Genomic DNA, 25,968 nt, shown 5'->3' with positions numbered 1-25,968 from the left:
GATAACCCTAGCCTTTATTGTTTTTGAAAACAGCGTAAATTGTATATTTTTGAAAATTAATCTCCTGATGTAATTCGAATTGGTCTTTTAGACTTATTATTTGTATTTCTAATGGACACCAATTTAAATGATATGAATCTGAGATACTGTTTATTCTTGATTTTCTCTTTATTCGTGTTGAACTTAAGTGCTCAAAATAACACTGAATTAAGAATTGAAAATTTTATTGTCACTAATCCTGTTGAAGTGAATCTTCCTTTGTTTGCCGATGTAGAAAGTATTGATGGGAAAACTTTTGAGGAGGCTGATCTTATAAAATATAAGTATTTAGAGAATATTAATTTTAGACCTGAAGCTGGAGACGAGTTAGAATGGTCAAATTTTCAATTCCTGAGATGGAATAAGAAAGTTATCAGAGAGGTTTCCATAAAGCTAAAACCTCTTAATAAGCCTTTACAAATAGCTTATGCTTGCTTTTATATTGAAAATACTGAATGGACCAACTTGGAAATGAATTTCAATTCTGGCCAAATGATGGAGGTTTTTATTGATGGCGAATTGATAAAAGGAAAATATAGCTCTGAAAAAGAAAACGATGAGAAAGAATTTAAAGTGATTAAGGATTTAGAAGCGAATAATCATGTAGTGATGATTAAAATGCTCTATAATTCGAAAGAAAATGAGGAGTGGACTCTAAACTGTAATATAATTGCCAAAAACACGCTCAACAATATTAATTTAGTATCTTCTGATCAAGCTGATTTCTATATGGATATTGATCATTTAATGAATGGAATAGATATTCAAGAGGCAAAAATAGCTCCATCTGGTGATTATTATTTTGTGAAATATAAGATTCAAGATGGTAAATCTGAATCTCAAATAATTACTGATGTGAGAAAAGTGGCTGATAATCAAAGTGTACAATTATTTTATGGAAGTGAGGTTTCTGCTTTACAATGGTCTCCAAAAGGGAGCAAATTAAGTTATATCACCAAAATGGGCCAGAAAAGCTGGATTTGGGAATATAACTTTGAGGATGGTAAAAAGTATCCATTGGCTACCGATTTATCAGAAATAAGCTATTTTCAATGGTCGCCTAATGGTGAGTTCCTTGTGTTGACGATTATGGAAAAGCCTAAAAAGGATAATAGCGGTTTAAAGCAATTACAAGGCATGCCCGATCATTGGCCTTGGTATAGAATGCGGTCTAATATCTATTTATTAGATATTTTATCAGGCATCAAAACACCATTAACTCATGGTTATCAATCTAATCAATTACAGGATATTAGTCCCAATGGCCGATTTATACTATTTGCCCAAAATATGTATGATGAAACGGAGCGTCCTTATAGTAAACAAGTGATGATGCAATACGACAGAAGGACTCAAAAACTTGATACTTTGTGGAATAAATTTGGCAGCGGAAATGTAAGCTATTCTCCTAATGGTACTCAATTACTTATCACTGCTGGACCTGCTTTTTTTGGTGATTTAGGAGTGAATTTAAGTGAAAGTAATATCCCAAATGACTATGACAACCAAGCTTATATCTATACTTTAAAAGATAAAAGTGTAGAAGCAATTTCTCGAGGTTTTAATCCCAATATCTTAGGTTCTAATTGGAATGCATCCGACCCTGATCATATATATTTTAATGTTTCAGATAGAACTTATATGAATATGTACCGATATTCTATTCTGGATAAATCCTATGATTTATTAACCCTTAACTGTGATGTGGTGAATTCTACTAGTCTTGCAAAAGACAAGCCATCTCTCTTATATTATGGGAGTTCTATTTCAACACCCAAACAATTATTCCTCTACGATATAGTTTTAGCTAAGAATACATTACTTGAATATCCAGAGCAACATTTCTTCGAAGACATTGTTTTTGGAGAAAATGAAGATTGGAATTTTACAAATGCTGAAGGTGTTGAGATAGAAGGAAGAATATATTATCCTCCAAATTTTGATAAGGATGATAAATATCCTCTCATCGTTTATTATTATGGAGGAACCAGTCCTGTAGAAAGAAATTTTAGAGGAAGGTATCCTAAGAATCTATTTGCAGCGAATGGATATATCGTTTATGTATTGCAACCTAGTGGAGCTACTGGTTATGGTCAAGACTTTTCTGCCATGCATGTGAATAATTGGGGACAAACGGTAGCAGCAGAAATTATTAAAGGAAGCAAGGAGGTTTGTAGAAGTCATACTTTTATTGATTCTACTAAAGTAGGTTGTATGGGAGCTAGTTATGGTGGTTTCATGACCATGTATTTAAGTACACAAACTGATTTTTTTGCCGCACATATTTCCCATGCAGGAATTAGCTCAATCAGTAGTTATTGGGGCGAAGGATATTGGGGTTATTTATATAGTCAGGTAGCATCGGCCAATAACTTTCCTTGGAATAATAAGGAATTGTATGTGGAACAAAGTCCTTTGTTTCATGCTGACAAAGTAAGTTCACCTATACTATTACTTCATGGAAATAACGATACCAATGTTCCTCCTGGAGAAAGCAGACAGTTTTATACGGCATTAAAACTATTGAAAAAAGATGTTGAATTAATTGAGATAGATAAACAAGACCATCATATCAAAGATTATCAGAAGCGCATTTTATGGCAGAAGACCATTTTAGCGTATTTTGATAAAAACTTAAAAAAACAATCCGATTGGTGGTATCATTTATATCCAAAGAAGAAGTATTAGTATGAGAGCATTAACTTTAAAGCAAAAAGAAGAGCTATTAGAGCAGTTATTAAAATCCTTAAGTGAGCATAAAGCTGGTTTATTTGAAAAAATAATTCCTAATAGAACTAGGCATCTTACTGTAGTATTGGAAGATATATTTCAATCCCAAAATGCAAGTGCTGTATTGCGCTCTGCCGATTGTTTTGGAATCCAAGATGTGCATATCATTGAAAAGAGAAATGAATATACCTTAAACCCAGATGTGGCTTTAGGAAGTAGTAAGTGGTTGAGCATGTTTAAATATAATATGCCTGAACAAAATAATACCCTAGCTGCTTTTAGGCATTTAAAAGAACAGGGGTACCAAATTGTTGCAACCACGCCGCATAAAGATGATGTAACACTAGATAAATTAGACATCTCAAAAAAGACTGCATTAGTCTTTGGAACTGAAATGGAAGGTTTATCAGAGGATGCCATTAATCATGCCGATGTGCATATGAAAATACCCATGTATGGTTTTACAGAAAGCTTTAATATTTCTGTTTCTGCTGCACTTTGCATGCATCATTTGAGTGAGAAGATGAGAGCTTCCGAATTAGATTGGAAACTTTCTGAAGAAGAAAAAATAGATGTATTAGTAACTTGGGCAAAATCGGTAGTGAAGAGTTCTGAACAAATTGAAAATAGATTGTTTGGGACTGTATAAGAAGAGAAATCTATTAGCGAGTAGGAAAAGTTTGAGCTTCCAAGAAAAAGGCTTCATTTAGTGCGGTCATATTTAAATGATGCTCTTCGTTTCTATCTTCTAGATAGTTCAGAAAATCCATGGTAGGTAAGTTTCCAACTAGCTTTTTAGCAGTCATCGGGCAGCCTCCAAGTCCATTCATTACGGTATCGAATCTTCTGCAGCCAGCTTCAAAAGCAGCATTTACATTGGCTTTCCAATTTCCGATATGTGTATGTAAATGTGCTCCAAATTCTATTTGAGTAAATTCATTTACAACTGCTTTAAATGCATTGGAAATAGTATCTTCTTGTCCAACTCCAGAGGTGTCAGATAATGGAATAATCTTTACGCCAATCTTATTAAGTTTACTTACATGCTCGTGAACAATTTCTGGTGACCAGTCATCTCCATAAATATTACCAAATGCATTTGAAATATAGACTACCAACTCCTGTTGATTCCTCTGACAAATATTTTGTATTTCAGAGACATCGTGATAAGCTTTCTCGAAATTACTATTGATATTTACTTTTAAAAAAGTCTCAGAAATAGAGTAGGGATAGCCCAAATATTTGATTTGGGAGAATTGACTGGCGTCTTCAGCACCTCTTTTATTACCAATAATAGCAAGAAGTTCTGTTTTTGTATTTGCGAATTCAAGCTGCTCAACCACATCTCTAGTATCAGCCAATTGGGGAATGGCTTTGGGAGACACAAAGCTTCCAAAGTCTAAAGTATCAAAGCCAACTTTGAGTAATGCATTAATAAATGCAATTTTTTTCGTCGTTGGAATGAATTCTTCGATGCCTTGCATGGCATCCCTAGGAGTTTCTATAATTTTTACCATAAAAAAAATCGTGAGTGAGAATTATTCTCACCCACGAAATTACATAAAATATCTTGTATAAAATACTATTTACTATCACCTAAAATGATAGGCATTCCATCTGCAGAATTACCAATGATAACTACTTTAGCATTAGGAGATTCAGCTAATCTAACTGTAGCTTCAATTCCTTTTTCTTTAAGAATATTTGAAGTTAAACTAGCGTTTAGAATTCTATTAGCTTCTGCTTTTCCTTCTGCATCAATTTTTCTTCTTTCAGCTTCTTTAGACTCTTTTATCAATTTAAATTCATATTCTAAAGACTCTTGCTCTTGTTTTAGTTTCTTTTCAATGGCAGTTTTAATGGTGGGAGGAAGAGTGACGTCTCTCACCAATACCTCATTTAACTGCACATACTGATCGACTAAGATATCTCTTGTTTCAATATAAATTTCCTCTTGAATTGCATCTCTCTTAGTCGAATAAATCTGCTCTGGTGTATAACGACCAATGACTGATCTAGTTGCTGAGCGAATAGAAGGACGAACAATAGAGTTTAGGTACCCTTGGCCTTTTTCTTGATGAAGTTCACTTAGTTTTTCATGAACAGGCTGGTACCACATGGAGATATCCAATGATATTTCCAATCCATTTGAAGAAAGAACGCTCATCTTTTCTGAAACTTCTTGCTGTCGAACATCATAAATAAACATTTTATTTAAAGGATTGATAAAATGGAATCCTTCACCATAGGTGACATCTGTATTTACACCAGTGAAAAATCGAAATTCCACACCACCTTCTCCAGATTCAATGCTCACTGTCATTCTACTCCATAATGCGATGACAAGTATGACAGAAAACACGATGACTGCGATAGGTATAATCTTTTTTAAATTTAATTCAGGTTGCTGTTGTTGCATGTTATAATTTTTAATGTGATTTATTTTTCAAAGTTACGATTTATTATGGCATCATATATAGCTTGTTGAATATTTGTGCGAATATCGAATTTGCTAATTTTATAATTATCGCTTCTAGGATAAACTCTATTGGAAAGAAAAACATAAACTAAATTCTCTTCTGGGTCAGCCCAAACATAAGTTCCTGTAAAACCACTGTGACCAAAACTACTCAAACTAGCAGACTCACAGACAGGTCCATAGGCATCGTATTTTTTAAAAGGCTTGTCAAAACCCATGGCTCTTCGGTTCTCAATACCATCATGCTGATAGCTGGTATATTCATTTATCGTCGTAGTATCAAAAAACTGGATTCCTCCATAATACCCATTCTGCAAATACATTTGAAAGATGACAGCAATATCTTCAGCATTAGAAAACAACCCAGCATGACCACAAACACCACCAAGCATGGCTGCTCCAGGATCGTGAACATCGCCTCTTATAATCTGCTTTCGAAAAAGGGTATCGTTTTCCGTAGGAGCAATTTTCTCTAGGTCAAAATATTGGCGTGGATGAAACCGGGTATGATTTAGGTTTAAAGGCTTATAGAAATGCTCATAAACAAAGTTTTCAAAAGGCATATTATAATTTTGTTCCACAATTTTAGGAACCCAATAATAGCCTAAGTCACTGTATTTATAGCCTTTTCTTTTCCTTAAGTCACTATTACTGATAGTATCATACATCTCATAAGCATATTCAGATGTGATATAAAGATTTTCTGCCACACGAGTCTTAAATTCATCACTTTGCTCATTTTGAAAAACCTCGTGGTTTAATAATCCAGTGCTATCGGCATTATACCAATAGAATGGAATCCAAGACTTTAATTGAGCATTATGACTGAGGATGCTTCGGAATGTTAGATTTTGCTTATTGGTGTTTTCTAAAAACGTCAAGTATTTAGAAATGGCTGTATCTGGGTGGACTTTTTTTTTATCCTGCAAATACATAATACTTGGAATACTGGAAGTGACTTTGGTGATAGAAGCAATATCGTAAATGGTTTCACCATTGACAGCTATTAATGAATCATAGGTTTGAAATCCATAATTCTCTTGAAATATAATATAACCATTTTTGGCTATTACAATTTGACAGCCCGGAAAAGCTTTCATATTAATTCCTGCTTTAACGATACTGTCTATATTCTTATTTAGCTGAATAGTGTTAATACCTTGATTCTCGGCTTTTCCAAATTTTATTATTCCTTTTTCTGCAGTTTGAATCCCAAAACCTGCAGGATATTTCTCATTAATTTGAACAGGAAGCTTTCCTTTAAACGATAATGCACCAAAAATCATTTGAGCACTAAGGCTTCTAGTCATCTTGTTATCTTGGTGACCTAATATAAAACCCTCATAATCTGATATATTAATAAAGAACTTTTTAATAGCTAAAGGACTTCCTAAAAGATTGATAATACATGTTTTTTCAGAATTCGTCTTTTCAATCAACTCCATCATTGCCGATGTAATTCCAAAAGAACGTTGAGGAAATATGGTCGTATTTCCAATATTAAAGATGATGGTTTCAAATTTTTCGAGGATTTGGAAGAGGGAATCATTTTGAGTTTTTGTAAGTGCTTTTGAAGGATAAAAATAGCTGGCATCACTATATCTATATGCTGTATTTTCAAAGGTATTACCCTCCTCAAAACCATAACTAACTATAGCTAATTGCACTGGTTTCTGACAAGATAATGGTAAAATATTTTCATGGTTCGTAATTAATGTGATAGATTCCTCATGAAGTTTTTCTTTTAGGGCCAATCCTTTTGGAGTGTTTAAATCTTCTATTAGGTGATCGAAATCAAATTCAGGTTTTTCATACAGTCCAGCATCGTACTTATAGCTCAATATTTTCTTGCAACTGAGTTCTAATAGTGATTTACTAATTCTCCCTGAGGACAAAGCTTCTAATAAGCCATCAATAGCCGCTGGAATATTCTCTGGCAATAATAAAATATCATTTCCAGCTAAAAGGGCTCTCACTTCTATTTCTCCAGGAGGAAAATATTTAGTGACTCCTTTCATATCTAGGGCATCTGTAACTATTAATCCATCAAATCCCATATTCTCACGTAATAAGCCCGTAATGATATTTTTTGAAAGAGTAGAAGCTACATTTTCTTCAGCTTCGTATACCGGAACATAAAGATGAGCTACCATAATCCCGCCTAAACCATTTTCTATTAATTCATAAAAAGGAAATAATTCAACAGAATCTAAGCGGGATTTGTCATGAGATACTACAGGCAAAGTATAATGAGAATCGGTACCAGTATCACCATGTCCCGGAAAATGCTTTGCTGTGGCTATAATTCCAGCATCCTGCAAACCGCTCATATACATGCTTGCTTTTGTTGCTACATTTTTGGGTTGATCGCCAAAGCTTCTTGAGTTAATCACCGGATTGTTTGGATTATTATTTATATCCACTACGGGAGCAAAATTCATATGGATACCCATCCTCTTACATTCTAATCCTATTTGATAACCCATATCATATATTAAACTGTCATTATAAATTGAGCCTAAAGTCATTTGAAAAGGGTAGGAGATGGTTTCTTTTAAGCGCATTCCTAATCCCCATTCTCCATCTATACCAATAAGCAATGGTATTTTGGCTATTCTCTGCCATTCTTCAGTTTGCTGTAATTGTTCACCAGGATAACCTGCAAAAAAGCAGACTCCTCCAATACTATAATCTTTAATATATTGATCTATACTTTTGATATACTTATTGGATTCCTGATTTGCTCTAATCATCAGTAATTGTCCAAACCTTTCTGAATTATTTAATGATTGATAAACAGAATCAACCCATTGTTGTTTTGGTGTAGTTTGAGAATAGGAAAGTATAATAGAAAATAGCGATAAGGCTAATATCAACAGTTTTTTCATAAATAATAATTTGATGCAAATATACCAAGGAGAATGAAAATTACAATTCTTTAACTCAAATATCATTAATTAATTTTCAGTGGTTCAACGTGTATCGAGATATCGGATTCAGTATATAGTTTTTGAATTTTGTCTTCTATAGAGTCACAAATTTTATGCGAGTCCATAACCGTCATATTAGGAGGAACTAGTAAAATAAAATCAATCATATGGCTTGGCCCACTTTTCCGACTTCGTAATCTAGTGAACTTTACCTTTTTCATAGAAGTCAATTCAAGGATTTCATCATATAGAAGTTGGTATTCGTCCTCGCTTACTTGAGAATCAAGAAGTGGACTAAATGCATTGCTAACCAAATCAAAGGACTCTTTCATGATAAAAAGAGCGACAATAATGGCGAAAATAGGGTCGAATATATGCCAACCTGTTAGCCAGATAAATAGCATTCCAGCAGCAACACCAAGCGAGGAGTATACATCTGTTTTTAAATGCAAGGCATCTGCTTCTAGAGCAATAGAATCAGTATCTTTTGCCACTTTATATAGCCTTCTGCTAACAAAAAAGTTAACTGTGGCAGAAATTAACATCACACTTCCAGCAAGTATAAAATAAGAAACTTCACTTGGCTGTGTTATCTTATGTACCGCTTCAAATATTATCCAGAATGCAGCAATAAATATTAATAATCCTTCTATAACACCTGAAATATTTTCAAATTTACCATGCCCATAAGGATGCCTTTTATCAGGTGCTTTTGATGAAATTTTAACGGCAAAAAAAGCAATAGCTGAGGCAATTAAGTCTATTCCACTATGTATAGCTTCAGACAAAATACTTACTGATCCACTCATAAACCCAGCAAAAACCTTAATAATAATTAGGAAAATATTCGAGAAAATACTCAGCCGTGCTGTTTTAACTTTAATATCCATAATTTATTTAAAAATATTACCTATATTTGTTCCGTTAGTGCTTACATCAAAAAACGGAGATCTGTTCTCCCTGTGCTCAAACGTTTACTAAAAGCGAAAGTACAACTAAAATTTTATATTATGACTGAGGAAAAATTTGAACACGGTCCTGAGGTATGGAAAAGACTCAAATTCGAAGGGCTAAAGGAAGATGAAATTTATGAAATTTCAAATTATGGTAGACTACGCCATTGGTACCCCAAAATGGATGATTTTAAAATCATGAAGCAATCTACAGTACGTGGATATAAATATTTCATGTGGTTTAAATCAAACGAAGGTTGGGATAATAAAATCAAAAAAATTGTTCACCGTTTAGTGGCTGATGCTTTCTGTGAGAAAGTTGATGAAGACTATGATTTTGTTATCCACTTGGATCACGAAAAAGGGAATAATTATTATAAAAACCTGAAATGGGTAACCAGAATGCAAATGACAGAACATAACCAGACTAATCCTAGAGTTATGGCTGCTCATGCTGCACGTAAAGGTAGAATCAATAATTCTAAATTAACGGAAGCTGATGTTTTACGTTTAAAGAAGAAAATCAAGCGTGGTAAAGTAAGACTTTATCAATTGGCTAAGGAATTCGGAATTACTCATACTCAATTAAACAGAATTCGCAAAGGTCAAAACTGGGCGCATGTTGTACTTGAGGATGATGAGGATTAGAAATCTTAAGTTTAAACTAAAATCAGGCCTATATGTTTTAGGCCTGATTTTTTTTGTCTCATGCGGACTAGATCCTCTTGAAGAGAACAAAAGTATATTTAAGTATAATGAATCCAATGGGCTTGCAAGTTTAGATCCGGTTTTCTCAAAAGACTTAGCCTGTATCAATGTTTGCGAGCAAATCTATAATGGACTTGTTCAGCTTGACTCCAACTTGTTGACCATTCCTTCTATTGCCAAAAGCTGGAATATTTCCTCTGACTTCTTACTTTATACCTTTTATTTGAATACTGAAGTCTATTTTCATGATAATGAATGCTTTGAGCAAATAGAAGGAAGGAGAGTGTTAGCGGAAGATTTTGTATATTCTCTTTCAAGAGTCTTGGATCCCAAGGTTGCATCACCAGGGCTCTGGATTTTTGATAAGGTAGACCAAACTTGGAATTCAAATGGGTTCCATGCACTGAATGATTCTACTTTACAAATCAAATTGAAAGAACCCTATTCACCATTTCTTTCCCTGTTGACTACCAAGTATTGTAGTGTTATCCCCATTGAAGCTATTGATTATTATCAAGATGAATTTAGGAACCATCCAGTGGGAACTGGTCCCTTCCAGTTTAAATATTGGGAGGAGGGCTTGAAATTGGTATTGATCAAGAATGAAAATTATTTTGAGGAAGGACTGCCCATTCTTGATGCAGTAAATGTGAGCTTCTTGGTGGACAAGCAATCTGAATTTTTATTCTTTCTACAAGGTAAAATAGATTATATTAGTGGAATATCTCCTGCATTAAGTGAAGAACTAATAACAAGTACAGGAGATTTGAATCCCAAATACCATGGGAAATTTCAAATGCTTAAAACGCCCTACCTTAATACAGAGTATATTGGCATTCTTATGGATACTTCTTTAGCCATTACGCAAAACTCTCCTCTCAGAAGTTTAGCTTTCAGAAAAGCGCTTAACTATGCTATCGATAGAAAGAAAATGCTCAAGTACATTCAGAAGAACATAGGGGAGGCTGCTGAATATGGATTTATCCCAACTGGATTATGGCCCAACCAATACCCTAGGGCCAAGGGTTATGATTATCAACCCCAAAAAGCTCGAGAATTATTTGAGCAAGCCAAAAATGATTTAGGGATTTCAGTATTTCCAGCAATTGGTATTTCTGCCACCAGTAAATCGGTTGATATTTGTAAATATTTGCAGCATGAATGGTCTCAATATGGAATCGAAACACATATTGAGCTCAATCAATGGGCAGCCTTAAGAGAGATGGTGGCCAACTCTAAAACCAACCTTTTCAGAGCTTCTTGGATTGCTGATTACCCAGATGCTGAAAATTATCTTTTATTATTCAATAGCCAATTATTCTCACCCAAAGGACCTAACTATACTCATTTTCATCTAGGTGACTACGATCGTAAGCTAAAAATGCTTAATTTTGACCAAAATATTGATGAGAAATTCAATTCCTACAGAGTATTAGATAGTATTATAATGGCAAACGCATCAGTCATTCCACTGTTTTATGATGAAGTAATAAGATTCATAAGCTCTGATATACATGGATTTAAACCGAATTCTATGAATCTTATGGTTTTGAAAAGTGTAAAAAAAAGGAAATAATTCTCTTTTTTGAAACAATTTTTATCAAACAGCGTTTAATTAATGACTTATAAATAACCACACCCTAATTGTGAAAAAATTATTATTCTATATTGTAGGCATACTTATTCTATTCGCACCTTCCAAATTTGTGGAAGCCCAGCGTGGTACCGATTGGAGTGGTCCATGGGGAATTGGAGTAGGCTTGGGGCCCACTTCTTATATTGGAGATTTAAATGAACATAACGATAATAGATTCCTTGTTATTCCTCAATCGCTTAGTTTTGCGGGAACAGGATGGTTTTCAAAAGGCTTTGGTCCAATTACTTTTGTATTACAGATGAACCTAGGAAGGCTTCAGAGTCGTGATTACACAAAAGACCAAATGTTCAGAAACAATTTTTATGAATATGCTGGAAAATTGAGGTTGAATATGAATCAAATCCTTCTTGGAAAAAGGTACCGTGTTGATAAATGGCATTTTTATACTCAAGCTGGCTTAGGAATGATGCGTTTTAGTGCATACTTAACCGATATAACAGAAGATAACTTAATTAATAATGTCGGGTACGCTGCTATTGGCAAAGCCACAAGTATGAATATGGGGCTCGGAATTCAATATTACATGACAGAAGAAGCCAGTTTACATATTGGTGTTGACTATCACGTTTTAAATAGTGATGAAATTGATGCTAAAGTAATTGGCGCTGCCAACGACTCCTACATATTTATGAGTATTGGGTTTAGTTATTCTTTCAGTGGTGGTTTTGGCGGCAGAAGAAGCTCCGCAACATGGGGCAGATATTAATTCTTATTTGTTTAAATTCTAAATTTTCGAGTATTAATTCATTCTTTTACATATAAGCAGAAAAATATTCATCGTTTTCTCAATCTTATACTCATTTGGCTGCATTTCAGAAATAGGTTTATCATTTAATTGTTCATTGGTACCTCAATGTATTTTTTCTTAACACTTTGATTTATTGAGCATTTTTGTTAATTTTACCCATCAGTAAATTAAATTAAACTATAAAAACTATGGGTAAAGGAGATAAAAAGACCAAACGTGGTAAGATCAATAAAAACTCTTACGGAAAAAAAAGACTTAAAAAAGTCAAAAATAAAATTATTGCTCCTAAAAAGCCTATTAAAAAAGTGGTGGAAGAAGAAGTGATAGTTGATAAACCAAAGAAAGCCCCCCCTAAAAAAGCAGTAGAAAAAAAAGAAGCTGTAAAAAAAGTCATAACAGAGAAGAAGGCAGTTGTTGAAATGAAGCCCACTACGTCTAAAAAAACCGTAAAAAAAGCAGTCGATAATAAAGAAGAATAATATAGAGGATTTCAAATTCATACATGTTCTAATAGGATGCCATTTAGCTTTTAGTCCGATGGCATTTTTTTTGTTGAATACCTAAAACTCACTTAAGGTTTTAGAAGAAATACTCATAAAAAAAGCCAGTCAATAACCTACTTTTTACAAAATGAAAATTTTTTAAATGTCAAGAGGATAGAGGCTAAAAAAGATGAAATTTGTGAAAAAGAAATTGAAATTTCTTTAATAAAAAATTAATTGAGACAAATTAGACGAATAAGTATTAACTTAGTTTATTGAAAATGTGATTATTGAAAGAAGTATTAAAAAACACAAGAAATAATAAAATAAATGAAAATAAATTGTTCTTGTAAGCTGCATTATATTATCTTTGCATCAAATTTTTAAATATAAGTATTATGAGTAACGGAACAGTTAAGTTTTTCAACGATTCTAAAGGATATGGATTCATTACACCTGACGAAGGTGGCAAAGATGTTTTTGTACATGCAAATGGTTTAATCGACGAAATTAATGAAGGTGACAAAGTCAGCTACGAAGTAGAAGAAGGTAAAAAAGGTTTAAATGCAGTAAATGTATCTATTCTGTAGTAGTCTTCTTTTAATAAAAAGAATTAGCTGGTCATTTTGATTGGCTTTTTTTGTGCCCTGAAGTTTCTTGATTTTATTTGTAAACCAATCAGCTCGCCATTTCTCTATATTTCTTCCTTAGCTTGTATTTAGACTCTTGTCAAAGAATATTAAATCTTGCCAAGTTCCATTTAAAACGCTCTTAATTATTTTACATTTTTGTTGTCATTATAAAATATAATTACAAATTTTAATGGGATCTCTAGAATGGTTTTGTTTATTAAGATCATAAAAAGGCACATAATTAATATTATGTTAAATATAAAACAAATAAACTACCCTATGCAGCATATTTAGTGGAATTATATATGTATGGTATAGACATAAAAAAAGCAATTCTCAAACGAGAATTGCTTTTTAATCAACTATCTAAAGAAAAATTATCTATTTTTTAATTCAGCAACTTTATCCGACTGATTTGTTGAATTGTAAATCTGCATTAAGGATTTAACTAATCCCTGGTCGTCTGGCATAATTTCTAATGCTTTCTCAAAATATGGCTGAGCAAGTAAAAATTCTTTGCTGGCTTCTTCTTTTAACCTATTGAATTCCTCTTCAGCATCATAAGGTAAATCATTAGCTTTCACAGAAATCTCAACACCTTTATTATAATATAAAGCACCCATATTATAAAGTGCATCTGAATACTCTGGATTTACTTCCAAAGCTTTTTCGTAGCCTAATTTAGCATTTTCAAGATCTCCCATTTGCTCGTAAGACTGTCCTTGAACAAAATATAATGTATAATTTTCTGGAGCTAATTGTATAGCAGATTCTAAATAATTAACTACTTCTTCATATTTCTCTTCAGTTAAAAGAATATTGATTTTAGCAAATACAATATTAGCATCGTTTGGATATTTTGTAATTCCCATTTCCAAAACTTCTTTAGCTCTGTCTATGTTTTCTGTAGTCTTGTAGATATTAGCTAAATCTCCATAAATACCAGAATTGTTATACTCCATAGCAATTAAACTCTCATATCCTTCTATAGCTTCTGGGTACATTTCACCAGAAAAAGCAGACATTGCGGAAGCATAAACAGCTAATGAATCCACACTATTGATAGAATTATTAACAGAAATCGCTTCTTTAAATTCTTTATATGCTGCTGGATAATCATTAGCATTATAATGCTCTAAACCTCTAGCATAATAATTATTGGCAATAATTTTTAAATCGGCCTCTACTTGTTCAGTATAAGTTCCTTTTTCATCTAACTCTATACATTTCATATATCCATCATAAGCTTTTTGTAAAGCATCAGGATCTAAAGCTTTAAATGCATCTAATGGTGTAGTAGCCAATTGAATATAGGTATTACCATAGTAAAACCAAGTTTTAGGATCGTTCATTGTTTTTTCATGACCTACTGCCTTATCTATATTTTCTTTGGCTAAGTCTAACTTACCTTTTCTTAGATAATTATAAGCAGTGGTTCTTGTGCTCTTTTGTGCGCTGGCCATCATAGTTACTGATAGAAATAATAGCGCTAAAAATGTTATCTTCTTCATCTTTATTGATTTTATAAATTTCTCTTTATATTAGAACTGCAAATATGCTTATTAGAAATCATATTTGCAGTCTTTTTTTTTTTTTAGATGCTTATTTGAATATATACTAAATTATTCTTCAGTTACATTCTCATCAGCTTCATCTGCAGTTGTTTCGTTTTCTGTGGCTTCATCTTCCGAAGCTTCTTCTAAAGTTTCAACATCAAGAACTGTGCCATCCTCTATAACCACCAATTCTTCCTCCTCTTCTTCCACATCAACTTTAGCTACAGAGGCGATACTATCACCTTCCTGGATTTTGATTAATCGAACACCTTGAGTATTTCTTCCCATCACTCTTAGTGGATTAGACTCTCCTCCTACAGGAATTCTAATGAGAATACCACTTTTATTGATGATCATTAAATCATTATCGTCGGTTACATTCTTAATTGAGATTAATTTACCAGTTTTATCGGTGATATTAAGAGTACGAACTCCTTTACCACCTCTATTGGTCTCTCTATAATCCTCTAATTTAGAACGTTTACCATAACCTTTTTCAGAAACAACTAAGATATCATAGTCATGAGTTTCTAGGCAAATCATACCTATAACTTCATCCTTATCATTATCGAGTTTAATACCTCTTACTCCAGATGCATTTCTTCCCATCGGACGAACATGGCGCTCATTAAAACGAATAGCTCTACCGCTCTTCACAGCTAAAATAACTTCGTTTTCGCCATTGGTTAATCTGGCTTCTAATAAGGTATCACCATCTCGAACAGTAATGGCATTGATACCATTGGCTCTTGGACGACTATATAACTCAAGAGAAGTTTTCTTGATTACACCTTTTTTTGTTGCTAGAATGATGAAGTTATTCTTTATATAATCTTCATTCTTTAAATCCTTAGTATTGATATAAGCTCTCACTTTATCATCGGGAGGAATATTGATTATATTTTGAATGGCTCTACCCTTGGTTGTTCTAGTTCCTTCAGGAATTTCAAATACCCTCAACCAGAATACTTTTCCTTTCTCGGTGAAGAATAACATATAATCGTGCATACTCGCAACAAAAAGGTGCTCTAAGAAATCTTCATTTCTGGTGCTACTTCCCTTTGATCCTCTTCCACCTCTATTTTGGCGACGGTATTCTGTTAAATTTGTCCTTTTAATATATCCAGCATGTGAAATAGTAATTACTACGTCGTCATCAGGAATAGTATCTTCAATACGGAAATCCGCAGCGCTGTATTCGATTCTACTCATGCGCTCATCACCATATTTATCTCTAATCTCATTAAGCTCTTCTTTAATGATATCCATTCTCATCTCCTTGCTTTCCAAGATGGCTTTCAAGTATTCTATGGTTTTCATTATAGCTTCATATTCTGCTCTTAACTTATCTTGTTCAAGACCGGTCAGTTGACGTAATCTCATTTCAACAATAGCACGAGATTGTATATCGCTTAATTCAAAACGAACAATTAAAGCTTCTCTAGCTTCTTCTGGACTTTTTGAGCCACGAATAATTTTAATTACCTCATCAATATTATCAGAAGCAATAATCAAACCTTCTAAGATATGAGCTCTTTTCTCTGCTTGTTTTAATTCATATTGAGTCCTTTTGACAACCACATCATGCCTATGTTCAACAAAATGATATATTTGGTCTTTAAGGTTCAGTACCTCAGGTCGCCCATGAACTAAAGCAATATTGTTTACAGAAAATGAGGATTGTAGGGCTGTATATTGGTATAATTTATTGAGAACTACGTTAGTATTGGCGTCTCTCTTCAATTCATATACTACACGAATACCATCTCTATCGGATTCGTCTCTAATATCACTAATGCCTTCAATTTTTTTATCGTTAACCAAATCAGCAGTTTTTTTGATCATATCTGCTTTATTCACTTGATAAGGAATACTGTGAGCTATAATCATTTCTTTTCCAGACTTGGTTTCTTCTATGGTGGTTTCGCCTCTCATGACTATTCTACCCTTACCAGTTTCAAAGGCATTAATTACGCCATCGTATCCATAGATGATACCACCGGTTGGGAAATCAGGAGCTTTAATGTATTCCATTAACCCTTTAATATCGATATCATTATTATCAATATAAGCTAAGGTACCATTTACCACTTCTGTTAAATTATGAGGGGGCATATTTGTGGCCATACCAACAGCAATACCGCTAGTACCATTAACAAGCAAATTGGGTATACGTGTAGGTAAAACCGTAGGTTCCTTTAATGAATCATCAAAGTTTAATTGAAAATCAACAGTTTCTTTATCGATATCGATAAGCATATCTTCTGATATCTTTCTTAATCGAGCTTCTGTATAACGCATAGCAGCAGGGCTATCACCATCAATAGAACCAAAGTTACCTTGGCCATCAACTACAGGGTATCTTAAAGACCATTCCTGAGCCATTCTTACCATTGCATCATATACTGAAGAATCACCATGTGGGTGATACTTACCAAGCACCTCTCCCACGATTCTCGCTGATTTTTTATACGGTCTATTAGATAAAACGCCCAAATCAAGCATACCATACAATACTCGTCTGTGAACTGGTTTTAAACCATCACGAACATCAGGTAGAGCTCTGGAAACAATAACAGACATAGAGTAATCTATGTATGCAGCTTTCATTTGATCAGATATCCCTACCTTAATTATTCTTTCTCCTTCGTGCATAGAATTAAATTGTAATTTGAGTAGTATTTAAACATAAGATTTCATATCTTATATAAGGACGCGAAGATAGTTAAATTCTTTCAAAATACCTTTGAAATGATGAAGTAAAGAATGAACAATTTTAACAAGTTCTTGTTGAAAAAATAGAACATCACAATCAAATTACCTCTATTTTTGTCAATAGTTTTGATTGACTTAATATTATTCTAAAAAGAGCTTTATGGAAGCAAAATTCTCCGCCCGAGTTAGGGAAGTACTATCACTCAGTCGGCAAGAGGCTATTCGCCTCAAAAACAACTATATAGGTGTTGAGCATCTCTTTCTTGGTATCATAAAAGAAGGAAATGGGATGGCCTATAAGATGTTATCCGACTTGGGATTACCCATTGATACACTAAGATTAAAAATAGAAAAAACAATTGCTTCAGAAAGCGAAACTTATTCTTCATCACAAAATATTCCTTTTGTCCGTCAAGCCGAAAGAATAATTAAACTCACATATTTGGAAGCTCGCCGTTTTCAGTCTCAACAAGTGGGTACTGAACATTTATTATTGGCTATTTTAAAAGACCCAGATAATATTGTTACTCAGATGTTGGATAAGAACCAGATTGATTATTCTAAAATTACTACTCTTGTGCAAGAATATAGTAGTGGAAAAGAAGAAGAGACACAAGATAAAATAGATCCTATAGAAGACCAATATCCTGGAGGATTTCCTCCAGAGCCAGATGAAGGTAGTGGGAAATCCCAAAAAACCAATAAGCCTAGCAAAAAAGATGGGGATCCTAAATCTTCAACTCCAGTTTTAGATAATTTCGGTCGTGATTTAACCCGATTAGCCGAGGAGAATAGATTAGACCCCATTGTTGGAAGAGAAAGTGAGTTGGAACGTATTGCTCAAATTCTAAGCCGTCGTAAAAAAAACAATCCAATTTTAATTGGGGAACCAGGTGTTGGCAAGTCTGCTATAGCCGAAGGTTTGGCCATTAGAATTGTGAGTCGTCAGGTAAGCCGAGCTTTATTTAATAAAAGAATATTTACCCTAGACTTAGCATCTATTGTCGCAGGAACGAAATATAGAGGTCAATTTGAGGAAAGAATGAAAGCTATTTTAAATGAATTGGAGAAAAATCCCAATATCATATTATTTATAGATGAAATTCATACTATCGTTGGTGCAGGTAATGCTTCAGGTTCTTTAGATGCCTCAAATATGTTTAAACCAGCCTTGGCTCGTGGAGAACTCCAATGTATTGGTGCAACCACTTTAGATGAATATCGCCAAACCATTGAAAAAGACGGTGCTTTAGAAAGAAGATTCCAGAAAATCATTGTGGATGCCACCTCTCCTGAAGAAACAGAAACCATTCTATCTAATATTAAAGAACGATATGAAGATCATCACTTAGTGCGTTATTCTGACGAAGCTTTAAAAGCATGCGTTCAGTTAACCAACAGATATATGAGTGATCGATTCTTACCAGACAAAGCTATTGATGCTTTAGATGAAGCTGGAGCTCGTGTTCATATCACTCATATGAATGTGCCTGATGGTATCATTAAAATAGAAGGAAAAATTGAGGAGGCTATTCAGAGAAAGAAAAATGCTATTAAAAAGCAACAATTTGAACAAGCTGCTCAGTTAAGGGATAATGAACGAGAATTACAAGAAGAATTAGACTTAGCCAAACGCAAATGGGAACAAGAAACTCAGATAAATAGAGAGGAAGTTACTGAGCAAGATGTGGCTGAAGTGGTTGCTATGATGACCGGTGTTCCTGTACAAAGAATTGCCCAAAAAGAAGGTGATAAACTGCAGAAAATGGAAGATGACTTGGCCGAATCAGTTATTGGTCAATTCGATGCTATACAGAAAGTTACAAAGGCTATTAGAAGGAATCGTGCAGGATTAAAAGACCCTAGCAAACCCATTGGAACTTTTATATTTTTAGGCCCTACTGGTGTGGGTAAAACTTATCTAGCAAAAATACTCGCAGAATATATGTTCGACTCCGCCGACACCTTAATCCGTATCGATATGAGTGAGTATATGGAGAAATTTGCAGTAAGTAGATTGGTGGGCGCTCCTCCTGGCTATGTGGGCTACGAAGAAGGAGGCCAGTTAACCGAGAAAGTTCGCCGCAAACCCTACTCTATCATCTTACTTGATGAAATTGAGAAAGCACATCCCGATGTTTTCCACATGATGCTACAAGTATTGGATGATGGGCAACTCACTGATAGTTTTGGAAGAAAGGTAGATTTTAAAAATACCATTATCATTATGACTTCTAATATTGGTAGTCGTCAGTTGAAAGACTTCGGTACTGGTGTTGGATTTAATACCCAAGCTCGTCAAGGCAATAAGTCGGCACATACACAAGGTGTTATAGAAAATGCTTTGAAGAAAGCTTTTGCACCTGAATTCTTAAACAGAATTGATGATGTCATTGTGTTCAATAATTTAGAAAGAGATGATATTCATAAGATTATCGACATTGAGCTCAAGGGACTTTATCAGCGTATCCACGATTTAGGATATAAGATTAGAGTGACTGAGAAGGCTAAAGATTTCTTAGCTGAAAAAGGCTGGGATCCTCATTTTGGTGCAAGACCCTTAAAGCGTGCTATTCAAAAATATATTGAAGATGAGTTGGCAGAAGAGATTATCAAAACTAAATTGGAAGAAGGCGATACTATTGCAATCGACTACAGTAAAAAGCTGGAAAAGATTGTGATTAAGATTACTAAGAAAAAGAAATAATAATTCTTTTCTATAAAATGCAAAAAATCCCCTGTTCGCTTGAAAAGGGGATTTTTTATTATTTGTTTTTCTAGTTTACTCACTGCCAACCGAAATATATTCCTCAAAACTTTTACTCATAGCTGTTTTTAGTTCCCCATCTTCATCATACATTAAGTATACCTTGATATGAGGATGAATTTCTGCATATTTTAAGGTTTTTTCCACTCCTAACACCATAAAAGCAGTAGCGTAGGCATCGGCTTCTCCAGCTGAGGGAGCAATGACGGTTGTACTTAAAAGACTATGTGTAACAGGGAATCCTGTTTTTGGATCCAAGCTATGTGCATATTTTTTCCCGTCTAGCTCATAAAACTTTCTATAATTTCCTGATGTGGCTACAGCTGCATCTTTTAGGCTAATGATTCTATTATAAAAGCGCTCCTCAGCACCATCTTCAGGAATCTCTATGCCAATTTTCCAATGATCACCATTGGGCTTTTGTCCACTTGCATAAATTTCACCTCCAAGGTCGATCAGGAAATCATTAATCCCATTAGATTTGAAATATTTAGCTAAAACATCAACTGCATACCCTTGTGCAATGGCATTAAAGTTAAGTTGAATATGTGGATTCTGCTTAATCAGCTTTCCATTTATAATAGAGATTTGATGATAGTCCACATATTGTTTTAGACTATCAATTAGCGCATGATTTACAGAATCGGGCTTCTCAAAGGTTCCAAACCCCCAAACGTTGGCCAAAGGAGCAATAGTCATATCAAAGCTGCCTTCTGTTTCTCCTGATATTTTTTGAGAAAGGTTAAAGTTCTCAATGAACCAATCGTCTAATTCCACCTCTTCGTTCCTGTTTATTTTACTTACAATACTATTGGGCTGATAAACAGAAACAGATTGATCAAAAGCATTTAATAGGCTATCCACCTCATTTTGGAAATCGCGAGAATCAGTCTCGTAATAGTTAATGGCATAATAAGTTCCTTGAGCTGTACCAGTAAAATGCACCTTTTTTAACGGTTTTTCTTGGCAACCAAATAGTAATCCAAAACTAAGTAAGGAAATTACGAAATAATATTTTTTCATAGAAATTATTTAGAATCGGAAACCCATACGAACACTTGGTGTGGCCATAGGTTGCACTCCATCACCAGTTTTTTGATCTCGCGACATGAAACCCACTCCTAAATTCACAGAAAAGATAAAGTTTTTAGTGGGCTCATAGATAAATCCATTATTCAGTAAAAAAGCTGTGTGAATGTATTCCTCTTTCACATCTTTTTCTTCAGTATAGCCGTCATAATAAGAATAATCAATGCCTTCATAGTGAGCTGAAATCACTCTTACTTCTGGTCCCACGAAATATCTAATTTTACCTTGACCTGTAGGATATAATTTCATACCTAAACCACCCCACCAATTCACTTGGTCTCCATAAACATCATCGGCTTCACCAATAGCAATTGAAAATGGAATATTGATCGACATATTTCCTTCATCTCCAAATATATGCTCATATTCGAAACTTACTCGTTTTAATACCACATCTGATAACATAATAGAGATATTATTTCTTCCAAAAGCAGCTTCATCCTGCTCTTTATCAGAATCGTGTTTCTGAGCATGAATGCTCAATACTGAAAAAACCATCATTAATAATAGAGAATACTTTTTCATATTGTTTATTTTTTTGTTTCTTATAAATACATAGACCAATATCAAATATTGGAGTTGCTTGATTGAGCAAATATCAGAAATTTATTAAAGACTTTGTAATAATTTCAATTTAGAAGCTATAACCCATTTTAAACGCTGGAGAAACAATTGCATTTATACTATTCTCATGATTGCCATAGGCTCCAACTCCTATCTTAACACCCATAAACAATTGCTTGATGGGATAATATTTAATTCCTACATCCACTAAAAAAGCTGCATAGGCGTATTTGATTTCTTGAACTTCCTCACTTGGAGAAAAATCTGATGAAATATAGTCATACTCCTCATAGTAATAATAATCATTTCTATGGGTAGCACCACCAAACCTGATTTCAGGACCGAAAAAGAATTTAACTTTAGTGGGTTTAGCAATGGGGTGAAACATAAATCCAAATCCTACATACCAATCTGATTCATCTTTAAAATCATCTAAATCTCCAATTGGAGAATAGTTATAACTATAATCATCCGCAGAACGATGAATCTCACCAAAACGATAAGATAATGGAATAATTACAGACATATTTCCATTTTTAGTCATTCGTTCATAATCTATGGTAAAACGCTGTAACCCCATATCTATTAAATTCCAAGATATATTATTCCTTGTCTGAACATCATACTGGGCAAAAACCTGAGGAAGGAAAACAATTACTGTCAAGATTAGAAAAATGCATTTTTTCATGATAAGGATGTTTTATTCTTAGAGTCATATTTTTCTCAAATGTATAAATTATATCATAAAGTAATGGCTTCCTTATTCATCTTTATAGTAAAAAATTTAAAATCACAACGCATTGTTTATCAATAACATTGCTCAGAAATAATAAATTTACTTGAATAAATATCAAAAAAAGTATTTGCCAAATAAAAATAAATACTAGTTTTGTAACATGATTATAGCGATGAATAATAGATTTTGGTGGTGGCTTTCATTTCAATTCGAAATAGGAAAGTAACCCAGTATATCTATATTTAAAATATACAGCCGAAGGTGAAAACCTTCGGCTTTTTTTGTGCATTAATTTTTAAATTATAATAAATGAAAACTAAATTCTCCTTTTGGATAGAAAAAATCATATTTCGATGGCATCCGTTTATCATTAAATAGACAACCAATTATCGAAAAAAAATAATGATTAATTCAAAAAATATAGCTTAAAATGGAAAATATTACAACAAAACAAACAGAACAAGATTTCGCATCAGTTAATGGTAAATTTGGAGATTATGGGGGAATGTTTGTACCACCTGTTTTAGAGGGGAAATTATTAGAGTTGGCTGAGCAATTCGAGAAATACAGTAAAGACAGTAGTTTCGAACAAGAATATATCTATTACTTGAAGAATTTTGTGGGAAGACCTTCTCCCCTATATTATGCCCATCGCTTGAGCCAACATATTGGTTCTAAGGTATATTTAAAAAGAGAAGATTTAAATCATACTGGTTCGCATAAAATCAATAATACAATTGGGCAGATTTTACTAGCCAAAAGAATGGGGGCAACTGAAATAGTTGCGGAAACAGGTGCAGGTCAACATGGTGTAGCCACCGCGACTGCAGCTGCATTATTCGGTATGAAATGCAAGGTATTTATGGGTGCCAAAGATGCCGAGCGCCAAAAGATGAATGTGAGTAGAATAAAGCTTCTAGGTGCTGAAATGGTATTAACTGAATCAGGAACAGCTACATTGAAAGATGCAGTTGACGCAGCCTTAGGTTATTATATTGAGAATCCACATGTATTTTATTTATTAGGGTCGCAGGTTGGACCCCATCCCTATCCTACTATGGTTGGTTTTTTTCAATCGGTGATTGGTAAGGAAACCAAAAAGCAGTTTATTGAGAAAGAAGGAAGATTGCCAGATAATCTATTTGCATGCATTGGAGGAGGCTCAAACGCAATAGGACTCTTCGGTGATTTCTTAAAAGACCGTGAAGTTGCCATTCATGCTGCAGAAGGTGGAGGAAATGGAGTATTAGGGGATACGGCTGCTACACTTAGCCTCGGAAAACCAGGCGTATTTCAAGGAACATTTAGCTATGCATTAACTGATGAGAATGATGAGATATACCCATCGCATAGCATTGCTGCAGGATTAGATTATCCCGGGGTGAGCCCACAACATGCTTTACTCAAAGATACTGGTCGTGCTCATTATCATATTGTTACCGACGATGAAGCCATTGAAGGATTTAAACTATTAAGTAAATTAGAAGGTATAATTCCTGCCATTGAATCCTCTCATGCTATTGCTCTTGCAGCTAAACTACTCAAAGGAAAAACTGGTCAGGTGAGTGTGATCAATCTTTCGGGTCGTGGAGATAAAGATGTGGAGCGTGATTTGATGTAGAAGACGGATGCTGGATGCTGGATGGCAACATTTAGTAGTTGGAAGATATATGAGATTGAATAGATTTTCCAAATATGGACAAGCTTTAACTTCGTGTTTCTTTCTTCAATCCCGAAAACAAAAAAAGAGATGTTACTGCCAGGGCAACAACATCTCTTTTGATTTCATCTAGAGGTTAGAACTAGAGTCTTTCCAATTCCACAGTAAAGTGGCGCATGATTGGAGCTTCTTTAGTGATTTTCACGCCAGAAGTGATTTCTTCGCGGCGATCGAAAACATTCTTCAGAGCGGCTGCGATATATTCCATATGGTTATTGGTATAAGTTCTTCTAGGAATAGCTAATCTTAATAACTCTAATTCAGGATATCTATTTTCTCTTGTAATAGGATCTCTATCAGCTAAAATCGCTCCGATCTCTACTCCTCTTACTCCACCTTCTATATACAATTCCACTGCAAGTGTTTGAGCAACGAAATCTTCTTTGGGCAATTCAGGAAGGAATCTTTTGGCATCCACAAAAATAGCATGCCCTCCAAATGGTTCTTGAATAGGAATACCATATTCTTTTAACTTGCTACCTAAATAGGCTACTTGTCCAACTCTAGATTCTAAGAACGGAAACTCAGTACCTTCATCTAATCCTTGAGCTAAAGCATTCATATCTCTTCCCGACATTCCTCCGTATGTAATATAGCCTTCAAAAATGATTCCAAAAACACTAGCTTGCTTATATAAATCTTCATCTTTAAATCCTATGAATCCTCCCATATTTACAATGGCATCTTTTTTAGAACTCATGGTCATGGCATCAGCGTAGGTATACATTTCCTTCACAATCTCTTTGATAGTTTTGTCAGCATAACCAGGTTCTCTTGTTTTGATGAAATATGCATTTTCAGCAAAACGAGCAGAATCAAACATCACTAGTGTTCCATATTTCTTACAAAGGGCGTGAACATCTTTAATATTTTGCATGCTTACAGGCTGTCCTCCAGATGAATTACATGTTACTGTAATAATAACCATAGGAATCTGAGCCATAGGATAATCATTGAAAGTTTTTTCCAACTTGGCTAAGTCTATATTTCCTTTAAAATCGTGTTGTACAGTAGTATCAAAAGCTTCATCAATAGTACAATCTACTGCCTTTGCCTTTCTAAATTCGATATGACCTTTTGTAGTATCAAAATGGCTGTTGCCAGGAATAATGTTTCCTTCTTTTACCAAAACAGAAAATAATACATTCTCAGCTGCTCTTCCTTGGTGTGTTGGTAAGAAATAATCGAAGCCTAAAATATTTTTGATGGCAGCTTTCATTTTATAGAAAGAGCTAGCACCAGCATAACTCTCATCACCAATCATCATTTCTGACCACTGTTTATCACTCATAGCTCCAGTACCACTATCAGTTAAAAGGTCAATAAAAACCTGTTCACTTTTAAGATTGAATAAATTATATTTTGCGTCTTTGATCCACTTTTCACGTTCTTCGCGTGTACTTCTTTTTATAGTTTCAACCATTTTAATTTTAAATGGTTCTGCGTAAGGTAATTGCATAACA

Annotated in this window: 19 protein-coding genes; 9 read left to right on the top strand and 10 right to left on the bottom strand. The window is 34.1% G+C overall.

All coding sequences use genetic code 11. The annotated features are described in order from the left end of the window. Positions 1-132 precede the first annotated feature (132 nt). Both HNS38_RS03400 and HNS38_RS03395 read left to right on the top strand, forming a co-directional pair. The gene (locus HNS38_RS03400; protein ID WP_172345979.1) at positions 133-2,727 is read left to right on the top strand and encodes a prolyl oligopeptidase family serine peptidase; all 2,595 of its coding nucleotides are present in this window, start codon (positions 133-135) and stop codon (positions 2,725-2,727) included. Position 2,728: 1 nt separating this feature from the next. Next, a complete protein-coding gene (locus tag HNS38_RS03395; protein ID WP_172279318.1) occupies positions 2,729-3,418 on the top strand; it encodes an RNA methyltransferase in 690 nt (229 codons plus the stop codon). A 13-nt stretch (positions 3,419-3,431) separates the two neighbouring features. On the opposite strand, the gene HNS38_RS03390 is transcribed toward HNS38_RS03395, so the two are convergent. The 4 genes from HNS38_RS03390 to HNS38_RS03375 all read right to left on the bottom strand — a co-directional run bounded on the left by HNS38_RS03390 (position 3,432) and on the right by HNS38_RS03375 (position 9,068). Continuing rightward, positions 3,432-4,286 (bottom strand): hydroxymethylglutaryl-CoA lyase, encoded by an 855-nt coding sequence (locus HNS38_RS03390; RefSeq protein WP_172345978.1) that lies wholly within the window; start codon positions 4,284-4,286, stop codon positions 3,432-3,434. A 65-nt stretch (positions 4,287-4,351) separates the two neighbouring features. Next, entirely contained in the window at positions 4,352-5,188 is an 837-nt protein-coding gene (locus HNS38_RS03385) for a prohibitin family protein (protein ID WP_172279314.1), read from the bottom strand. Between the two features lie 20 nt (positions 5,189-5,208). After that, entirely contained in the window at positions 5,209-8,136 is a 2,928-nt protein-coding gene (locus HNS38_RS03380; RefSeq protein WP_172345977.1) for a glycoside hydrolase family 3 N-terminal domain-containing protein, read from the bottom strand. A gap of 65 nt (positions 8,137-8,201) precedes the next feature. Next, the gene (locus HNS38_RS03375) at positions 8,202-9,068 is read right to left on the bottom strand and encodes a cation diffusion facilitator family transporter (protein WP_172279310.1); all 867 of its coding nucleotides are present in this window, start codon (positions 9,066-9,068) and stop codon (positions 8,202-8,204) included. A 120-nt stretch (positions 9,069-9,188) separates the two neighbouring features. Here HNS38_RS03375 and HNS38_RS03370 point away from each other — a divergent pair, with 120 nt between their 5' ends. From HNS38_RS03370 to HNS38_RS03350, 5 genes are all read left to right on the top strand, one after another. Continuing rightward, entirely contained in the window at positions 9,189-9,779 is a 591-nt protein-coding gene (locus HNS38_RS03370; RefSeq protein ID WP_172279308.1) for a hypothetical protein, read from the top strand. Continuing rightward, complete coding sequence (locus HNS38_RS03365; RefSeq protein WP_172279306.1) at positions 9,751-11,415, top strand: ABC transporter substrate-binding protein; 1,665 nt, start codon at positions 9,751-9,753, stop codon at positions 11,413-11,415. Before HNS38_RS03370 ends, HNS38_RS03365 begins: the two co-directional genes overlap by 29 nt. 70 nt (positions 11,416-11,485) lie before the next feature. Beyond that, positions 11,486-12,202: an outer membrane beta-barrel protein gene (locus HNS38_RS03360; protein WP_172279304.1), complete on the top strand. Its 717-nt coding sequence runs from the start codon at positions 11,486-11,488 to the stop codon at positions 12,200-12,202. Positions 12,203-12,432: 230 nt separating this feature from the next. Then, positions 12,433-12,723 (top strand): 30S ribosomal protein THX, encoded by a 291-nt coding sequence (locus tag HNS38_RS03355; RefSeq protein WP_172279302.1) that lies wholly within the window; start codon positions 12,433-12,435, stop codon positions 12,721-12,723. Positions 12,724-13,124: 401 nt separating this feature from the next. After that, positions 13,125-13,316 (top strand): cold-shock protein, encoded by a 192-nt coding sequence (locus HNS38_RS03350; protein WP_172279300.1) that lies wholly within the window; start codon positions 13,125-13,127, stop codon positions 13,314-13,316. A gap of 419 nt (positions 13,317-13,735) precedes the next feature. Here HNS38_RS03350 and HNS38_RS03345 read toward each other — a convergent pair whose 3' ends face one another. After that, positions 13,736-14,869: a lipopolysaccharide assembly protein LapB gene (locus HNS38_RS03345; RefSeq protein WP_172345976.1), complete on the bottom strand. Its 1,134-nt coding sequence runs from the start codon at positions 14,867-14,869 to the stop codon at positions 13,736-13,738. Positions 14,870-14,980: 111 nt separating this feature from the next. Further along, positions 14,981-17,569 (bottom strand): DNA gyrase subunit A, encoded by a 2,589-nt coding sequence (gene gyrA, locus HNS38_RS03340; protein ID WP_172282769.1) that lies wholly within the window; start codon positions 17,567-17,569, stop codon positions 14,981-14,983. A 220-nt stretch (positions 17,570-17,789) separates the two neighbouring features. On the opposite strand from gyrA, the gene HNS38_RS03335 reads away from it, so the two are divergent. Beyond that, positions 17,790-20,336: an ATP-dependent Clp protease ATP-binding subunit gene (locus tag HNS38_RS03335; protein ID WP_172345975.1), complete on the top strand. Its 2,547-nt coding sequence runs from the start codon at positions 17,790-17,792 to the stop codon at positions 20,334-20,336. A 75-nt stretch (positions 20,337-20,411) separates the two neighbouring features. Here HNS38_RS03335 and HNS38_RS03330 read toward each other — a convergent pair whose 3' ends face one another. The 3 genes from HNS38_RS03330 to HNS38_RS03320 form a co-directional block, all read right to left on the bottom strand. Next, entirely contained in the window at positions 20,412-21,419 is a 1,008-nt protein-coding gene (locus HNS38_RS03330) for an FAD:protein FMN transferase (protein ID WP_172282764.1), read from the bottom strand. A gap of 9 nt (positions 21,420-21,428) precedes the next feature. After that, on the bottom strand, positions 21,429-22,010 hold the full coding sequence (locus HNS38_RS03325) for a hypothetical protein (RefSeq protein ID WP_172282762.1): 582 nt from the start codon (positions 22,008-22,010) through the stop codon (positions 21,429-21,431). Positions 22,011-22,119: 109 nt separating this feature from the next. After that, positions 22,120-22,737 (bottom strand): hypothetical protein, encoded by a 618-nt coding sequence (locus HNS38_RS03320; RefSeq protein ID WP_172282760.1) that lies wholly within the window; start codon positions 22,735-22,737, stop codon positions 22,120-22,122. Positions 22,738-23,215: 478 nt separating this feature from the next. Here HNS38_RS03320 and trpB point away from each other — a divergent pair, with 478 nt between their 5' ends. Next, positions 23,216-24,406 carry a tryptophan synthase subunit beta gene (gene trpB, locus HNS38_RS03315; protein WP_172282758.1) on the top strand — a complete coding sequence of 397 codons (1,191 nt, stop codon included), beginning with the start codon at positions 23,216-23,218 and terminating at the stop codon, positions 24,404-24,406. Positions 24,407-24,587: 181 nt separating this feature from the next. Here trpB and HNS38_RS03310 read toward each other — a convergent pair whose 3' ends face one another. Continuing rightward, a complete protein-coding gene (locus tag HNS38_RS03310) occupies positions 24,588-25,964 on the bottom strand; it encodes a tryptophanase (RefSeq protein WP_172282756.1) in 1,377 nt (458 codons plus the stop codon). Between the last annotated feature and the right edge of the window lie 4 nt (positions 25,965-25,968).

The sequence above is a fragment of the Lentimicrobium sp. L6 genome, assembly GCF_013166655.1.
In the GTDB taxonomy this organism is placed as follows: domain Bacteria; phylum Bacteroidota; class Bacteroidia; order Bacteroidales; family UBA12170; genus UBA12170.
The sequence above is the reverse complement of the archived record's forward strand: the minus strand, read 5'-3'. Positions and strand labels throughout refer to the sequence as shown.

What these genes read in the sequence shown, in the direction of transcription:
- HNS38_RS03400 (WP_172345979.1), top strand. Translation starts at nt 133, where the DNA reads ATGAATCTGAGATACTGTTTATTCTTGATTTTCTCTTTATTCGTGTTG.
- HNS38_RS03395 (WP_172279318.1), top strand. Translation starts at nt 2,729, where the DNA reads ATGAGAGCATTAACTTTAAAGCAAAAAGAAGAGCTATTAGAGCAGTTA.
- HNS38_RS03390 (WP_172345978.1), bottom strand. Translation starts at nt 4,286, where the DNA reads ATGGTAAAAATTATAGAAACTCCTAGGGATGCCATGCAAGGCATCGAA.
- HNS38_RS03385 (WP_172279314.1), bottom strand. Translation starts at nt 5,188, where the DNA reads ATGCAACAACAGCAACCTGAATTAAATTTAAAAAAGATTATACCTATC.
- HNS38_RS03380 (WP_172345977.1), bottom strand. Translation starts at nt 8,136, where the DNA reads ATGAAAAAACTGTTGATATTAGCCTTATCGCTATTTTCTATTATACTT.
- HNS38_RS03375 (WP_172279310.1), bottom strand. Translation starts at nt 9,068, where the DNA reads ATGGATATTAAAGTTAAAACAGCACGGCTGAGTATTTTCTCGAATATT.
- HNS38_RS03370 (WP_172279308.1), top strand. Translation starts at nt 9,189, where the DNA reads ATGACTGAGGAAAAATTTGAACACGGTCCTGAGGTATGGAAAAGACTC.
- HNS38_RS03365 (WP_172279306.1), top strand. Translation starts at nt 9,751, where the DNA reads ATGTTGTACTTGAGGATGATGAGGATTAGAAATCTTAAGTTTAAACTA.
- HNS38_RS03355 (WP_172279302.1), top strand. Translation starts at nt 12,433, where the DNA reads ATGGGTAAAGGAGATAAAAAGACCAAACGTGGTAAGATCAATAAAAAC.
- HNS38_RS03350 (WP_172279300.1), top strand. Translation starts at nt 13,125, where the DNA reads ATGAGTAACGGAACAGTTAAGTTTTTCAACGATTCTAAAGGATATGGA.
- HNS38_RS03345 (WP_172345976.1), bottom strand. Translation starts at nt 14,869, where the DNA reads ATGAAGAAGATAACATTTTTAGCGCTATTATTTCTATCAGTAACTATG.
- gyrA (WP_172282769.1), bottom strand. Translation starts at nt 17,569, where the DNA reads ATGCACGAAGGAGAAAGAATAATTAAGGTAGGGATATCTGATCAAATG.
- HNS38_RS03335 (WP_172345975.1), top strand. Translation starts at nt 17,790, where the DNA reads ATGGAAGCAAAATTCTCCGCCCGAGTTAGGGAAGTACTATCACTCAGT.
- HNS38_RS03330 (WP_172282764.1), bottom strand. Translation starts at nt 21,419, where the DNA reads ATGAAAAAATATTATTTCGTAATTTCCTTACTTAGTTTTGGATTACTA.
- HNS38_RS03325 (WP_172282762.1), bottom strand. Translation starts at nt 22,010, where the DNA reads ATGAAAAAGTATTCTCTATTATTAATGATGGTTTTTTCAGTATTGAGC.
- HNS38_RS03320 (WP_172282760.1), bottom strand. Translation starts at nt 22,737, where the DNA reads ATGAAAAAATGCATTTTTCTAATCTTGACAGTAATTGTTTTCCTTCCT.
- trpB (WP_172282758.1), top strand. Translation starts at nt 23,216, where the DNA reads ATGGAAAATATTACAACAAAACAAACAGAACAAGATTTCGCATCAGTT.
- HNS38_RS03310 (WP_172282756.1), bottom strand. Translation starts at nt 25,964, where the DNA reads ATGCAATTACCTTACGCAGAACCATTTAAAATTAAAATGGTTGAAACT.